Raw genomic sequence first — 15,430 nt, forward strand, 5'->3', positions numbered from 1 at the left:
CCCGTTCTTGCTGGGAGACAGCACCCGATACTTTGCAGCAGCAGAAAGCCAAAAGCATCGAAAGAGATATCAAAACGCCAGCTATGAAGAGAATCATTCCTCATCCTCCCCTAGTTCTTCAGCGCTATGAGCACGTTTACGCTTCAGAGCATAAATACCGCTCCCAAGAGCAGTAGATCCAGCCAAAGCAGCCATCATCACGAGCAATGCTGGGAAGGTATCGCCAGTCTTTGGCGGCTTGGAAGGATTCCCTGGATTTCCAGGAGTATCCGGCGTTGCCTTATCCTTCATTTCAACCTTCTGGATATCACCCGTAGCCTCGACGGTGAATCGCACGTCTTCTGCTACCTCGTAGCCTTCAGGCGCGGTGGTTTCGCGCAGAGTGTAATCACCTGGCTCCAAGCCATTGATACGATGCACTTCGCCGTTAGTTACCCATTCGGCAATAACCTTGTCGTTCGTATCGATGATCTGAAGATGCGCGCCAGGCAATTCCTCACCCGTAGCGACATCAGCCTTCGAGATATCTACCTTAGTGTAATCGTCCTTCATTTCAACAGCCTGCACTTCACCGGTTTCCTCGACCGTGAAGTCGATTGAGTTGGTAACCATGTAACCTTCAGGAGCAATGGTCTCGGTCAAGGTGTAGTCACCAGGCTCAATGCCGATGATGCGATGAGCCTCTTCGGTGGATACCCATTCCTCGATGATGTTGCCGTCCTTGTCAGTCACTACAAGCGTAGCGCCTGGAAGTTCGGCACCTGTGGTCAGGTCAACCTTCGTAATATCGAGAATTGTTGGCGTGTTTTCGAAAGTAAGCTCAAGCGTATCGCTGAACTGAGCACCTTCAACATCCAATCCAATGAAGCCCTGGTCGTCTACCTTAAACGCTACAGGTTCGGTACCTTCTGGTACGAAGTAGCCCTCAGGAGCATCGGTTTCTTCAATCATGTACTTGCCATGAGGCAGGTAAGACACGTCGGCCGTGCCGTCAGCACCCGTGGTTACATCAGTTTCATAAGCCACAGAGAAGCCTGGATCGATGTCGTCAACAACTGCGCCTTCGACTACCTGCCAGATATGGAAGGTAGCGCCTTCCAGGGCCTTCGATGCATCAGTGCTATCAACCTTCAAAAGCTTACACGTGGTAGGCATATCAACCGCATCAAGTGCTTCGACAACGATTGGCACCAACTGGCCCTGACTTACGATATTCAAGTGATGCTCTTCGGTATCGAGTGCCCAGCCCTCAGGACTCTTAGTTTCGTATGCCACATAGTTGCCAAGATAGAGGCCTTCGATGGAAGCCTTGCCTTCCTTATCAGTGGTTACATAGCCCACGATCTCGCCATCAGCAAAGCGAACGGTGCCGTCACCAGTTACGACGTTACCTTCGGCCTTGATGCAGTATTCAGCGCCTTCAACTGGAAGCGTGGTAACGCCATCGGTCTTTACAAGCTGAATCTCAGCACGAATTGGCGCATCAGCATAAGTGATGGTGATTGGATCGTCCCACGTGCGGTATTCGTCAACCGTAAACTCGATATCCTCATCACCCAATACATAGCCTTCAGGTGCCTGAACCTCATGCAAATAGTACGTGCCCTCATCGAGCTTCATAGGAAGCGTGCACTTGCCGGTAGAGAGCGTCGTCCATGTATCGATTACCTTATCTGCGTAATGGTCGGTATAGGTAACAAGGTTGCCGTCTGCATCCAACAGTTGGAAGGAGCATGGCAGCGGAATGGTCTTGCCCGTAGTGGAGTCAACCTTCTGAATAGTCAAAGGTGTCTGCGGGATATGGTTTGCAACGATCTGAACCAAATCATACTGCTGCTCATCAGAGATGGTGATTTTCCAATCATCTACGCCAATGAGCTTGATGCCATAGGTATCCTTGATGTGTTGCGCAACACTGTCGGGAATCACTTCATGCACGGTGTAGTTGCCGTAAGCAAGAGCTCCCGTCCAACCGCTTTGGCGATGATCCTTCGTGGTTGCAAAGCCGTTTTCGTCGGTAGTGATGGTGGTTACCACATCACCTGGCTGCACCAGCGCACCCGTATCAGGAGATACGACAGCCTCAGCATTGTCATTGATGATCTGGAACTGGACGCCTTCGATTGCGATGCGCGTAAGCTCCTGATCTTCCTCATCATTGTTGGTGGGAACTTCCTTCATCAAGCGATAGTCGCCACGCTCGACGGTATCAGGTGCAGTTGGCGAATTGTACGTGTAAACGCTTTCGCCCTTAGCGCCGCTATCGGTGATCTGAACGACAAAGGTTTTAGGAGTGCCGTGGTTGCCATCATCGAGGTTGTAGCCTTCAGGGGCCTTGGTCTCGGTGATGAGCGCGGTACCCAAAGGAAGGCATGCCGTGGTGCCGTTCTGCTGGTGGTAAAGGTCTCCGCCAGACACCTTATACTCGTCTGCATAGTAAGCAAAACCATCCTCGTCAGTTGCGAAGACCCATGTGTTGCTTGCGTTACCTGATGCACGAGCAGCGTCTGCGCTTGAATAGAAGCCATCGAAATATTCGACAGTGAACTCAGCGTTAACGAGCTTTGCCGCACCTTCTGGCTTGTTTGCATTGGTGGTTGCGTTTACCTTACCCACCAACATGCCAACAGGGTCAGAATGAGGCGTGTCGTAAACAATGCCGCCATTTACAGGCGTAGTCTCGTCGCTCTTAACAGTAACGGTATAGATAGTGTCATCCAGGTCCATACCTTCAGAAGGCTCACGTTCCTGAACATAGTACGTAGCAGGTTCGAGCTCATCCGCCTTTGCATAACCGTTCTTATCGGTAGTAAGAGTCTTCTTCAGATTCTTGCAAGCAGAATCGGTGTAGACGCCATAAACGGCACCTTCCAGCGAATAGCAATCGTTGTTCTTGCTTACGTTTTCGTTGGAAGACTTCTTGATCAGATCAAGTGCACCGTAGGGCGTGTACTTAAAAGACAAGATAAGCTGCGTGCCTTCGCCGGTATAGAGCATGTAAGCGTCGAAGTTGTTAGGGACTTCACCCATACGTGCAGCGATCTGACGACCAGTAGCATTGCCATTGATCATCGAACCATCCGAACCAAAGCCAATGACATTCTTGCGCACCCAGCTACTGAAGTCTTCAGAGCAGCCATAGAGCGCATAATCGCCATTGCTTGAGAAGGTATCGGACAGCAGGATATGAGCCAATGCGGCATAGCGTGCGCTTGTCATCTCGCCACCGTCAAACCACGTACTTGGCCACATGGACTTATCGAATCCTGGGCTGCCGTAGCTAAACCATAAGTCAGCAACCGTCTCAGCACTGCGCCCACTTGATGCATTAACCGCATGCTTGGTGTAGTTGCCGCTTGAAGGTGTTGCGGCAGACGGATTGCCACAATAAGCCATCTCGCCATCAGCATGCATCCAACTTGTCATATAGCCGCCGTAATAGATTGCGCCACCAATCTCAAGATCAGCGCTATCGGCTGCATAGGCATCCTTGATAGGCGACGCCAAACCCGTTGCAACCGTGCTCAGGACAAGGACGAGCGCTAGGAAAGCGCGCAGGAACCTGCCCTGCGCGCCGGATTGAATCTTCTCCATTTTCGCCTACTCTCGATCCTTGGGACGAGCCTCATGGCCGCCCTTCGCCTGGGCCTGGGAGCCTTCCCGCGCAGTGTTCGCCCTTTCGTCGAGCGAAACGCCGTGCTCCTGCAAGTAACGGCTGCGGGCCTGCGCCATCGCCTCCTTGATCTCGGCTGGCATCACCTTCACGGTATCCTTCTCCGGCTTTCCGCTCTCGTCGAGCACGGGCTGCCCTTCCTCATCCAAAACCGTGCGCTTGAGCCAAACCTCGCGCTCGGTGAGCAGCGGCACGTCGCGGTAGTTCTCGCCGCGATAGCGAGACTCGTTCACGAACAACGGGCTGAACTGGTATCCGCCCATGTCGACGCCGTTGATGATGGTGCCCTTCGGCAGGGTTACCTGGTTAAAGGTCTTGGCCTCGCCAGTCTCCCTGTCTGCATATTCGATATCGGTCCTGACAAAGTTCTTATGGAAGGTCAGATAGGTGTTTTTCTTCTCGGTCATAGTCTTTCAACTCCTTCTTTGTTGGTATGTGAGCGCAGGATTCCAGCGCTTCTGGAATGAACCGAAAACGTGTATTAGGGCGGCATGGCGCCTCCCCTCTTTATTGGGTTGTTTGAAGTGGGACACGATGTCCCAGGAATAGGCTTTTTTACCCGCCGACGATGTCGCGTGCCCAGCTGCCGCTCTTAACGAGCGAGAGTATGAGCAAGATGCACATGGCGAGGTATTGGAGCGCGTAGGTAAGGCCGTTTGCAATCGAGTCAATGGGCGTTCCTGTGCTCGGGTTCGCCGCGTTGAGGCCGCCGAGGATAATCGGGAAGGAAATGAGCAGCACCAAGATGATGATGCCCGCCAAGCACACAGCCACGAAATTCTTAATGTAGCCGATGCCAATCTGGCGCGTGTCCTCGGTTCCCATCAAAGCTAATGGAATTGGCGAGAAGGCGGCCATCAGATAGAGCTGGATCGCTCGCGCCCAGGAAACGACCAAGGCCACGATATAGGCGACCAGCACGACGACCCAACTTATAAGTGCCACGATGAGCATCGCCACAAGCGAGGCAACATCATCGTCGGTTGTCACAATCGACACTGCGTTCAAGTCGATTGCCCCGCCTGTGCCGAGCATATCGATGATACGTTCGATGGCAAGCTTGCTCACCGAATAGATTGCCGACATGATCTCGAAGCTGTTCTGGATGAGAAATAGGAACACTGCAAAGAACACCAGCAGGAACACTACTTCCTTAACGCCTGGCAAACTCGCATTACCATCCATGCGCTGCGATATCTGAATGAGCTTGATGGTGAACACGAACGAGAGCACGCCGCAGCCGATTGGAAGTATCGCTACCTGCCAGACGCCGTGCACGAGCGAATACATCGTCGTGTTGCCCGCCGACCCTAGCATTGAATCGAATCCCGCAGCCAAGATGCCGTCGTAGCCTATGGACTTGAGCATGTTGATCTGGTTGCTGAAGATCCAGTTGCAGCAATCGCGCAGCACGCCGCAAAGCCATTTGTTGATGTCGTCAGCGATTGCCGCGAAGGCGAAGTTTGGGAAGAGCATCAATGAGCTCAGCACCAGGAAGGTGGCTGCAAACGCCAAGGCGAACCTCCGGCTGCGACCCACGTTACCGATTGTTTCTATCATTCACTCACCCCACAACCGTGAACGTCGCAGGACCGCGTGCGTATTCTACGGTAAGCACCGTTGCCGCCGCATCATCGCACGTGAAGTTAGCCGTCACGATATGCTGCGCGTAATCTACAACGAGGGTGTTGGCCCAAGTTGCTTTATGCGCAGTAGGTGCGCACGTGTGTGCATAATCGCTTATTGCCGCTTGAATACCATCGGTGTTTCCGCCAAGCAGCTCCCTGAATTCATCGTTGATGCCAACGATTTCCAAAGGCTGCACGTTGATGCTTCCCTGCGAGTAACTCTTTGCCAGTTGGAAGTCATCGGATGTCACGACATATGAACCATCGTCGCTCTGCCTTAAGAGGATCATTGAATCCTTCACGGTGCCGTTCTCTTGGTCGAGCTTGAGCATGATGGTCGTCTGTTTGCCCTGCTTAGATACCGAATTGATATCGAAGGTGGAAAGCTTTACCGCAGTGCCATCGCTTTCGACATAGCGTCCATCCTTGAAGGTTATGGACGTCTGGCCGTTTTCCGCAGTCCAGGCGTTGCCCTTCAGCACCTCAAGCGAATCGGCTTCGCCCGCGGGCAGCTCCTGCTCTTGCGTGCTTTGGTCTGACTGGTTAGCCGCTCCTTCCTCGATAGCCGCAGAGTCAGCCTGCTCCTGCGGGGGTATCTGATGCACTAACGTGCAGCGCACCACCGTTGATGCAACTAAGATGAGCATTGCCCCGACAGCCAGGGCAAGCAGCACCTTCGTTTTGTTTGTCATATATTCTCTCCTTTCCAACCTGCGCAAATGAACTCTTTACCTAAAAGAGAGGGCGCAAGTGAAATAGTTGATGCCAGTTGCCAAGGTGCACACGGCCCCGGTATGCGGCTCGTGGATATATTGGTCGCCTCCCACGTAGATTGCGACGTGCCCAGGCTTGTACAGAATGTCGCCTGGTTGCGCCTCGCTCAGAAGCTTCGGCGTACCCATGGCGTACTGGTCTTCGGTGTAATGAGGGATGCTAATTCCAACCGTGCTGTAGCAATACATCGTCAGCCCAGAGCAATCGAGCCCCACGCCAGGAGTCTCACCGCCCCAAACGTAAGGAACTCCAAGCTGCGAGTAAGCTGCCTGAACAATTGCGTCTCCATTGGCAGCCATCGACTCATATTGCTCGACCGTCATGCCATCGAAGCGATAGAGGTTGTAGGTCTTCATGATCGACTGAAGCGTCTGAACGTACTCGCTACTCGTGGCATAACCGGCATCTTTCAAGCCTTCGGCCATCTTGTCGGAATCATGCTTCTCCATAGCCTCTTTGATAAGCGCGTTTTGCGAATAGCGGCTGTTTTGCAAAAAGACGCGGCTTCGGAAGATGATGCAATCTTTATGGGACTTGAAGCTGGTGAACTCATCCATGATGGTCACATGCTGGCCGTTATACTCTTCGCCAGTTTGCCAACTCGAATGCCCCGTCACTTCTTCAGCCAAGCCGTAGCTCGATGCCCATTTGATTCCAAAGAGGTTGTTATCCTGCGTGGCCAGGCCGCTCAAGTGATCGCCCACGCCAGACTCGCAGATAATTTGTGCGATAGTGCAGCCAGCAGGGTGCCCGTATTTCTCCTGACACTCTAGGGCCGTAACCACCATTTCTTGCGTGATATACGGTGGAAGCCCTGCAAGGCTTTGCTTGCTCGCCTCGTTTTCCCAGAAGCCGAAAAGCGCGCTGATAAGCTGTGATACCACCATCATTGCAAGCACGAATGCGAGGATGCCAGCCAATACACCTGCCAGCGGAGCGAGCGCTGACGAGGCAATAGCCGCGATGGTCTTGCCGCCCTCGGCTTTCGCCACAGTTGCCGCACCCGTCTCGGCGGCCTTGGCCTGGGCAGCATGGGCCTTGAGCCATGTCCTGCGCGATTGCATCTTCGCGTTGGCCTCGGCGGCTTTCACCTTCGAGACTCCCGCAGCGTTTCCCTTTGCCTTTGCTGCGGCAGCCGAATTGCTGGGACACGATGTCCCAGCAATTTGAGCCTTCTTGGCATCTCCGGCAGATTTAGCCGCTGAAATCTCAGCGCGACGCCGCCTCAGCGAGGAAGCATCGCTTGCGGCTGAATAAACATCTGATGCACCTTGCGTTTCATCAGCCTCGTCCATCTCGGCAGCGGCCACCGCCCCGATCTTCAGCCTCATGTTCCTATGGGATTGCATCGCCGTTGCAGCCTGTGAAGCGATATTGCCTGCCGCTTGGTCTCCCGCATCCGCATCCGACCCAGCACCAGAACGCAATGTTTTGCTAGCTGCGCTCTTGAGGACCTTCGAAGATCGATTGCCATCCGACAAGACCGATTTAGCGGTGTCGCCCGTCTGCTTCACCAGACCAGCGCTAACCGCATCGGTCTTGCCGACCTTGGCAACGCTTTCCACCGAATCGCTTGTCCGTGCGAACTCTGAGGTCTTCGCCGCACTGGAATGCTTCGCGATATCCTCCATGGCTACTCATCCAGGGAACTAGCTTGCAAACTCGCACGCCGCTTGCGCTTGCGACCTACGACCTCGTCAGGCTTGGTGGTCCAGCCGTTATACAGGAGACCTATGTCGAAGTCGTCTTTCATGGGAACGCGAGAAGAACCGGCGATGAGCAAGCCTTCGCCCGCTTTGACGGATTCGTCGATATAGGCTTCCTCGGTCGGGCTCAAGTCGAGCAGATCGACCCATGCAGCACGGTCTGTCGGCGATTGCTTGAAGATTGCGATGAAGTCTGAATTCTGAAGCATGCCTGAACCCGTTGGATGCTTGAACATCTTCTCGGCATTTTGCGTGATGCCCGTGCAGACAAGATTGAACTTTCGGCCTTCAGCCCAGAAGCGGGAGAAGTAGCTCATGATGGCCGGATGGTCGAACAGGCTTTGGACCTCGTCGATGTAGAGCCAGGTTCGAACGTTACGCTCGAAGTTGTAGTACATACGGTTGCGCACTGCTTCCAATGCAGCCAGCATGCCGAATACGCGCATGTTCGAGCTCAAGTCCCTGAACTCGATATTGGTGATGCGGTTGTTGAACGTCACGTTGGACTGGTTGTTGAAGAAACTCAAAGCACCGTTGACGTATCGCTCGTAGCGCAAGGCGATATCGCGTGCCTCAGGTTCAGGCTGCTCCTTCATGATCTCGTAGAAGTCGCCCAGCTTAGGCATGCGTCCTTGCCCGATGGCCTGCTCGTAGGCTATTTCAACGCAGCGGGCGATAAGCGACTTATCCGACTCGGGCAAGCCTTGATTGCCTTCCGACATCGTCGCCGCCGACAGCGCCAAAATGGCTTCGATTTTGAACGCCATCTGGCTGGTATCGGAGAGATCCTCGACGTCGGACAGGTCGAACACGTTCATGAACGTATCGGTATCCGGCGAGAAGCGCATGTTCACGCCTCCGAACATGTCGAGCAGGCTCGAGTACTCGCCCGCCGGGTCGAAGATGATGATCTCGTCGTTGGGGTACAGCAGGATGGTGTTGGTGATCTCTCGCTTCACGAAGAACGACTTGCCGGAACCGGGCTTGCCGCACACGAACCCCATCGGGCTCGCGTACATGCCGCGATCCACCAAGATGAGGTTGTTCGAGAGCTTCGATTGGCCCATATAGCCGCCGTGCGGATGGCTGATCTCCTGCGTGGCAAATGGCATCTGAATCGCCACCTGCGCGGTTGTCACCATGCGCGACAGATCCACGTGGTTGTGCGCCAGAGGCAGGATGGAGTTCAAGCCCTGACGCTGGCGGTAGGCCAAGGTGTCGAGCTCGATGGAATTGCGCCTTGCCGTGCTCATGATCTGCAGCACCTGCTCGTCAAGCTCTTCCAAAGTCGGCGCGTAGGTGTAGACGAGGCCGGTGAACACGAAAAGGCGCTGGTTCTTGTTCTGCAAATGGAACAGCAGGTCCTCTGCCTCCTCCTTGGAGTACTTGAGCTCGCTTGGCAGGATCTGGAAGTCGTAGCCCTTCTTAACGGCGGACATCTGCTCATCGATGATCTCCTTGTCCATCCATGCCAGGCGCTGCTTCACGAGCGCGACGGCCTTGGACTTGTCCATCGCCTGGATGTGCAGGGTGACGTTCAGTGGCAGGGGCAAATCGATGATGTCGGCCAATGCCCTATCGGAAAGCTCGCTTCCGAAGGTCCTGAAACCCAGCACCTGCCCGTACATGCCGTCGACCTCGAAGCAGTCGTTGCGTCCTGCTGGCTTGAAGTCGATGGCGCTCGGCGCGATGACGTCTTTGGTGCGCAGGCAGCTTTTGGCCGACAGTTCGTCGAACACGGGGCCGGCCAGCTTATGCCCTGGGCGCAGCTGCGAGTGCAAGACCCGCAGGCGCTCTTCGCCTTCGACCACCTCTGAATCGCTCCTCAAACGCGCGAGGGTCTGCATGCTGTCGTTGCGCATGCGCGCGAGCTTCGGCACGGCGGCGTCGACGTTCTTGGCACCCACCGCGAAGGTGAGGTAGCGCTCACGGGTAAGGTTGCTCACGCCCTCGCGCATCTTCTTGTTCAGGATGCGGTTGTACTCGTCGACATAGGGCCTGTGCTTGGGGTCGTGGCATTCGAAGAACACCTTGTTGCCAATCTCGTCGGCGGGAATCGGCGTGTTGATTACCGAAAGCTGTACGCTTGCCTCGGCTCCGAAATAATCGAACAATTGGCAATACGTGGAGAAGATCGCCTGCTGGTTCTCCTCGCGTGCGGATTGGTAGGAAATGTCAGAGAACTTGATGGTCTGGGAGAACAACCCCTCCTCCACCTGGGCGATGCCGTCTTCATACATGGCGTCGTAGCCGATGAAGTTGTAGACGTCCTTGGCCGCAAAGCGGGCACGCCGTTGCGTGGTCGTCTGGGCAGATAGCTCCTTTTCCTGAGCACGCAGGCGCTTGTTGATGCTCGACCTTCCGCGCGCCTTCGCATCGCTGCGGGCGCGCTTCAACTCGCGCTTTTCCTCTTTTCTCCTACGCTTGTTCTCGCGTTTAGCCTTCAAGTTGGCAAACATAGAGCTCAGCCCCCTTTCGCTTCACACGGCGACGTGATTTGCGATCCGCCTTCTGGGCGATGGACGGGGCCGGTTTCGGCTCGATGAGGCTTACGCTGGATGCGTAGAGGATCCTGTCGTTGTTGAAGGTATGTTGGAACCATAGCGGCATGAATTGTTCGAGCTTCATGCCTGACGGCCTCCAGAATCCTGCGGCCCAAAACGGCATGGAGCAGGCCATGACGGGCAAGGTGGCATTCGATACCTCGATCCCCAATACGAAATACGTGAACGCCGCCGCGCCCACGGCGGCAAGCAAGCCGCCCGTCACGCAGAGCAGCGTGCGCAAGGAGAGCTTGCCGACGATCTTCTCGGTGTACTCCCCGATATCTTTATGGATTGCAACGCTTAGCAAAAGATGCCCTCCCCTCTAGGCTGGAAGCCAGGACGTGTCCAACATGCCAAAATACACCGCAGCGGCGATGATGATCGCGCCGCCCGCGATGGTAGAAATGGCGCTTGCAATCTGGCTGCCGCCTTGCTGCTCGCGGATTGCCAAGCCGAGCGAGACGGCGCCCCAGACGACCAAGAAGCCGCCCAGAAACGTTACACAGCCCGAAACCAGGCTGATGATGTTCGCTAACATAAAACTCCTATTCAAATAGAGAGGGCCCGCCGCAACATCGCGGCGAAGCCCTGGTTGGTTGGTTGGTTGGTTATTCGATTGTCGGTATATGGCTAAAGGAAAGCCTAGCTCCCCGCACGCTTGTCCGCCAGGTAGCCCTCCACGTCGAACGGCTCGCTGCGGCCCTCGCCGCTCGGCGCGTACGGGTTGTAGATGAGCTTGGCATTCTCATGCGTGGAGACGTCGAACTTCTCATCGAGCAGCGGATAGGCTCCTGCCAACATGACGATTGCCTTGTCGCGGTCGAGCCTTCCCACTTCTGATGCCTGCATAAGATCGCGTTCGATGAGGTTGTAGTTCTTCGTTGACGAGCGGTTGGCCCCTCGACTCTCGTTGAACGTCGTCACGCTCACGGTCTCCTTGCCGATCATCTCCGATATCTGCTTGTTGGTGTCGGTGGATTTGCCGCCTAGGAACAGCGTCGTGTCGCAGTTGTCGATGATGGTCTGCGCCTTGTCCTTGTATTGGTCTTTCAGCTGGCCCATCGATTGCAAGATGATCGACATTGAGATGTTTCGGCTTCGCACCACCGAGATCATGGTCTCGATATCGGGGATGCGCCCGATGTTGGCGAACTCGTCGAACATGAAATGCACGGGCGTCGGCAGCTCGCCGCCGTACTTCTTCAGCGCCCGCAGGCACAAAACGTCGAGCGTCTGCCACATCATGATGGCGAACAGGAAGTTCAGGTTCTTGCGCGTATCGGACGGCACGGCGAAGATCACGGAGCGCTGGTTGGGGTCGCCCATGGTCTCGATGTGCATCTCGTCGTATTCGAGCAGGCGGCGCACCTCGGGCACCGTCATGGGCTGGACGCGCACGTTGCAGCTGATGATGATTGATTTCAAGGTTTTCGAAGCGGCAACCTTGAAGGCGTTGTAGGAACGCAGGGCGAAGTCGTCTTCAGGGGATATAGGTTCCTCGACCTGCACCCAGCGATACCCGCCCGATGCATCGGCGGCAAAGTCGCGCAGCTCCGCGTTGAAGGGCGTCTGCACCGAGACGGGATCAGCTACATAGCGCTTTCCCGTTTCGAGCTCGTAGAACAGCATGTCGAGCGGGCTCAGGTAAGATTCGTCATCCTCGCGCGCCTCGGCCAGGCCCAAAAGCGTGATCAAACCCGACAAGGACTGATCGCGCTTAGGGCAGTGATACTTCAAGTAGGCGAACAGCGCCGTGTACAGCAGGCGCTCGGCATCGTCCCAAAACGGGTCGCCCGTGGTGTTCTCCTCGCCTTTCGTGTTGGCGATAAGGCACTCCACTAAAACCAGGATATCGGTTTCGGTCTCTACGTTCACCATGGGGTTGAAGTGCATGGATGCATCCATGTCCACTAAGTTGAACACGCGCATATCCCATTTCTGCTCAACGTACATGCCGCCGGTTTGCGACAGCAGCGTGCCCTTGGGGTCAGTCAGGAACAGCGAGCAGTTCATCTGAAGCATATTGGGAAGCACGTAGCTGCTCGTCTTTCCCGAGCCGCTGCCGCCGATGACAAGCACGCTGCGGTTGAGCTTGCGGTTGTAGCGATTCTTGGAAAGCGACAGCCCGTAGTTCTCCGTGAAGATGATGTTGTCGCTTTCATCCTTATCGTTCATGAAGCGCTTGCCCTCAACGCGCGTGCCCCAACGCGACGAGCCGTGCTCCTCGCCGTGGCGGAAGTTGCCTTGGCGCATGAGCGAATATGCCCACACCATCCAAACGGCGCAGGCGGCTACGAAACCAGCCGCCAAGCCCGCAGGCTCTGCGCACTTAGCGATGCTTCCATCTGTCAAAAACTGCGGCACACGTGCGAGCGCATCATTCAAATGCCCGAGCAAAGGCTGCGGAAAGCCCATCAGACAGCTCGCGTACACGTCTGCTGCCGCAAAGGCCAAAAGCGAGAGAACGGTCGCAGCTATCAACCCGGCCTTTCCCACCTTCATCATTTGGACTTCACTTCGAAGGCGGCTAATTCCTTGACGCGCTGGCGAAAGCCTCCTCGCGATTGCTCGTGTGCGGCAGACGCCTTGCGCGCTTCCTGGCTTCGCTCGTCGAGCGGCTGCTCGTCGCGGCTCTTCTGCTTCTCGCGAAACTCGCTTCGGGCAACCTTTGCCCTGTCGAGCGCACCCTTCGCGCCTTCGATCATGTCGGCGAATACCTTGTCCACCTTAGGCGTGTCGTCGATCTTGAATACCAACAGTTCCTTGTCTCCCTGCGTGGAGAACTCATGGGCCACGCCTGCCTTGTCAAGCTGGTCGTCGATGATTTCCTTGATGGTCTGGTAGTCTTCGATTTCCTTGAACTCCGCCATGTCGAGGCGCGCCCATTTCGTCTCGTCATCGCCTAAGCCCGCATCGCCGCGCGCTTTGCGCAAAGCGGATACCAGCTTGTTGCTGGCATCCTCCATTGCCTGCGCACCGGCGCGCTCGCCAACGTCGAGCATCCAATCGAACAGCTTTTCGCCGGATTCGTCTCCAAAGTCGCTCGCCATGATCAGTTCTCCCCGAAGTCAATGAAGCCGTAGCTGTAGCGAGGCGCAGCTTTGCGCTTCTTGGACAAGTTCCCAGGCATCAGCATGCGGTCGAGGTAGTCTGCAAGATCTCGCTCGCTTTCTTCCTCGCATGCCTCGTCCACATCTGAAAAGATATTGTCATGGACAAGCAGCTCACCCTCCTCCTCGCGCTTCAGGAAAGCCTCGAATACCGCCTGTTTGCTTTCCGCTTTAAGGTCGTCCCAGAAAGGGCCCATGGCCTCGGTCAGCATGATGTCGAACTTCACATCGCTCGGCAATTTCAGAAACGCCTGCTTTATCTTGTTGCAGTAGCGGATTTCCGTTTGATGGAAAAACTGGTCGTCTATATACTCGATTCCAATATAGGGATTTGCCATAACAACCAACTCCTTTCGTAATTTTTCATTCCTAGTGGGACACCGTGTCCCACCGCTTATTCGATGCAGCCCGTATCGGCGAGAATCCTTTGCATCGTCGCCAGATTCGCAGCTGCCTTTTGCCTGCGGTAGTTCTTGCCGTTCATGCACACCGGCGCGCAGCGTTCTAGGATGCGGTCGTAGATGCGCCGCTTCTCGATTGCCGCTGCCTCGTTCTTCATAGCCTTCAAGGGGATGTTCGTGGTCACGATGAGCGGACGCCCCGTGCGGTATCGACCGTCTATCACGCTGAACACCTGCTCGAATCCGTAGTCGCTCGTGCGCTCGACGCCCAAGTCATCGATGACAAGAAGCTCGAAACTGTCGAGCTTGGAAAGGTATGCTCCTCTGCCGGAAATCCGTGCATCGGCCAAGTCATTGAGCACGCGCGGGATATTGGTCACAAGGACGCTCACGCCACGGTCGACAAGCTCGTTTGCGATGCATCCTGCAAAGAAGCTCTTGCCCGTACCCACGGGACCATAGATGAGCATCCCGAATCCTTGGGCATACATCTGCTCCCAAGCCTCGATGTAGGCACGTGCCTTGGGCATCTGCGGGTTGGTGCCGTCGTCGTTGGCAAACGTGCAGCCAGCCAACAGCTCGTCTTGCAGCCCTGCTTTTCTTAAGCTAGCAACCTTTGCGACTTTAAGTCGTGCTTGGCGCTCGGCCTCCTCGGCCTCAAGCGCACTTCTCTCGCAGTCGCACAGACAGCTCATCGTCGAGGCCTGCCCGTAGAGCTCCAAGCGCACCTGCTTTCTCTTGTGGCATACGCCGCAGGTAAGCAGCCCGGTTTCCGGGTCTGCGTAATCGCCGGGCTTAGAGGTTTTGACGGCAGTATCAATCACAGGCACTCCCCATCGTCGCATCGGTAGTCGAGCTTCGTCGGCGACGCCGCTCTCTCGGCATCGCGCGCTGCCCAAGAGCGGATGGTTGCCGCATGGCTCTTGTAGCTTCTACCGCTCGATTCCATGTACTCGCCCAAGCGCTCGATGCGGGCATCGAGGTCTTCCGGGAACTCGTCGCCCAGGCTCTCCAACTCCGAATCGCTCAGCCGGACGTTGCCGTAGCGCCCAAGCGCCTTCTTCTCTTCGTTCTTCTTTAGATTCGTATTTGATTCTTTAGTACTTGTTCCCTTAGTACTTCTTTGCGTTGGATTTTCCTGCGTAGGGAAAACCTGCGTAGGATTTTCCAATATAGGTTCAGCCTGTGTTGGATTTTCCAATATAGGTAAATCCAATCTAGGGCTCTCGTAGATCACGTATTCCGTATCGCGCAAGCGCCCGCCCGCATCGCGTCGCCGCGCACGCACCATGTAACCGTATTCCTCCAGCTCGTTTAAAGCAGTGCGTATGGAATCGATGCCGTCAGGATGCAGGGCGGCCATGCCCTTGATGGTGTAGTCCCAGTCGTCAGGCAAAGAAAGCATGAAGGACATGAGTCCCTTCGCCTTCAAGGTTAGCCGCTTGTCGCGCAGGTGACAATTGGACATGACGGTGTAATCACGAGTCTTCTCGACGCGAAAGACCGTCATGCTATCCACCTCCCAGCCCAGAGTATCGGCCGGGATCCGTGCTTCGGGGCGCGAGTGCGCACGCAAGCGCAAGAGCCGCGCA

Annotated in this window: 13 protein-coding genes; all 13 read right to left on the minus strand. The window is 55.5% G+C overall.

What is annotated here, in order from left to right; all coding sequences use genetic code 11:
- Positions 1-93 precede the first annotated feature (93 nt).
- Complete coding sequence (locus tag LQE90_RS11660) at positions 94-3,594, minus strand: SpaA isopeptide-forming pilin-related protein (protein ID WP_216529913.1); 3,501 nt, start codon at positions 3,592-3,594, stop codon at positions 94-96.
- A 6-nt stretch (positions 3,595-3,600) separates the two neighbouring features.
- The gene (locus tag LQE90_RS11665) at positions 3,601-4,080 is read right to left on the minus strand and encodes a DNA gyrase (RefSeq protein WP_216529914.1); all 480 of its coding nucleotides are present in this window, start codon (positions 4,078-4,080) and stop codon (positions 3,601-3,603) included.
- Positions 4,081-4,228: 148 nt separating this feature from the next.
- Entirely contained in the window at positions 4,229-5,233 is a 1,005-nt protein-coding gene (locus LQE90_RS11670) for a VirB6/TrbL-like conjugal transfer protein, CD1112 family (protein WP_216529915.1), read from the minus strand.
- Between the two features lie 4 nt (positions 5,234-5,237).
- On the minus strand, positions 5,238-5,993 hold the full coding sequence (locus tag LQE90_RS11675) for a hypothetical protein (protein ID WP_216529916.1): 756 nt from the start codon (positions 5,991-5,993) through the stop codon (positions 5,238-5,240).
- A 36-nt stretch (positions 5,994-6,029) separates the two neighbouring features.
- Positions 6,030-7,706, minus strand: a complete 1,677-nt coding sequence (locus LQE90_RS11680; RefSeq protein ID WP_231088321.1) for a C40 family peptidase — start codon at positions 7,704-7,706, stop codon at positions 6,030-6,032.
- A gap of 2 nt (positions 7,707-7,708) precedes the next feature.
- The gene (locus LQE90_RS11685) at positions 7,709-10,240 is read right to left on the minus strand and encodes a VirB4-like conjugal transfer ATPase, CD1110 family (RefSeq protein WP_216529917.1); all 2,532 of its coding nucleotides are present in this window, start codon (positions 10,238-10,240) and stop codon (positions 7,709-7,711) included.
- Positions 10,218-10,634, minus strand: a complete 417-nt coding sequence (locus LQE90_RS11690) for a PrgI family protein (protein WP_216529918.1) — start codon at positions 10,632-10,634, stop codon at positions 10,218-10,220. Before LQE90_RS11690 ends, LQE90_RS11685 begins: the two co-directional genes overlap by 23 nt.
- Before the next feature lie 15 nt (positions 10,635-10,649).
- Entirely contained in the window at positions 10,650-10,865 is a 216-nt protein-coding gene (locus tag LQE90_RS11695; protein WP_079535874.1) for a hypothetical protein, read from the minus strand.
- A 104-nt stretch (positions 10,866-10,969) separates the two neighbouring features.
- A complete protein-coding gene (locus LQE90_RS11700; RefSeq protein ID WP_439651867.1) occupies positions 10,970-12,829 on the minus strand; it encodes a VirD4-like conjugal transfer protein, CD1115 family in 1,860 nt (619 codons plus the stop codon).
- A complete protein-coding gene (locus tag LQE90_RS11705; protein WP_216529920.1) occupies positions 12,829-13,377 on the minus strand; it encodes a hypothetical protein in 549 nt (182 codons plus the stop codon). Before LQE90_RS11705 ends, LQE90_RS11700 begins: the two co-directional genes overlap by 1 nt.
- A 2-nt stretch (positions 13,378-13,379) precedes the next feature.
- A complete protein-coding gene (locus LQE90_RS11710; protein ID WP_216529921.1) occupies positions 13,380-13,775 on the minus strand; it encodes a hypothetical protein in 396 nt (131 codons plus the stop codon).
- Positions 13,776-13,831: 56 nt separating this feature from the next.
- Positions 13,832-14,662: an ATP-binding protein gene (locus LQE90_RS11715; RefSeq protein ID WP_216529922.1), complete on the minus strand. Its 831-nt coding sequence runs from the start codon at positions 14,660-14,662 to the stop codon at positions 13,832-13,834.
- Entirely contained in the window at positions 14,659-15,348 is a 690-nt protein-coding gene (locus LQE90_RS11720; RefSeq protein ID WP_216529923.1) for a helix-turn-helix domain-containing protein, read from the minus strand. Before LQE90_RS11720 ends, LQE90_RS11715 begins: the two co-directional genes overlap by 4 nt.
- Positions 15,349-15,430 lie beyond the last annotated feature (82 nt).

It is taken from the genome of Paraeggerthella hominis (genome assembly GCF_021044775.1).
Lineage (GTDB): Bacteria > Actinomycetota > Coriobacteriia > Coriobacteriales > Eggerthellaceae > Paraeggerthella > Paraeggerthella hominis.

Coding starts and splice junctions, on each gene's coding strand:
- LQE90_RS11685 (WP_216529917.1), bottom strand. CDS start 10,240: ATGTTTGCCAACTTGAAGGCTAAACGCGAGAACAAGCGTAGGAGAAAA.
- LQE90_RS11660 (WP_216529913.1), bottom strand. CDS start 3,594: ATGGAGAAGATTCAATCCGGCGCGCAGGGCAGGTTCCTGCGCGCTTTC.
- LQE90_RS11665 (WP_216529914.1), bottom strand. CDS start 4,080: ATGACCGAGAAGAAAAACACCTATCTGACCTTCCATAAGAACTTTGTC.
- LQE90_RS11700 (WP_439651867.1), bottom strand. CDS start 12,829: ATGAAGGTGGGAAAGGCCGGGTTGATAGCTGCGACCGTTCTCTCGCTT.
- LQE90_RS11720 (WP_216529923.1), bottom strand. CDS start 15,348: ATGACGGTCTTTCGCGTCGAGAAGACTCGTGATTACACCGTCATGTCC.
- LQE90_RS11710 (WP_216529921.1), bottom strand. CDS start 13,775: ATGGCAAATCCCTATATTGGAATCGAGTATATAGACGACCAGTTTTTC.
- LQE90_RS11675 (WP_216529916.1), bottom strand. CDS start 5,993: ATGACAAACAAAACGAAGGTGCTGCTTGCCCTGGCTGTCGGGGCAATG.
- LQE90_RS11695 (WP_079535874.1), bottom strand. CDS start 10,865: ATGTTAGCGAACATCATCAGCCTGGTTTCGGGCTGTGTAACGTTTCTG.
- LQE90_RS11705 (WP_216529920.1), bottom strand. CDS start 13,377: ATGGCGAGCGACTTTGGAGACGAATCCGGCGAAAAGCTGTTCGATTGG.
- LQE90_RS11680 (WP_231088321.1), bottom strand. CDS start 7,706: ATGGAGGATATCGCGAAGCATTCCAGTGCGGCGAAGACCTCAGAGTTC.
- LQE90_RS11670 (WP_216529915.1), bottom strand. CDS start 5,233: ATGATAGAAACAATCGGTAACGTGGGTCGCAGCCGGAGGTTCGCCTTG.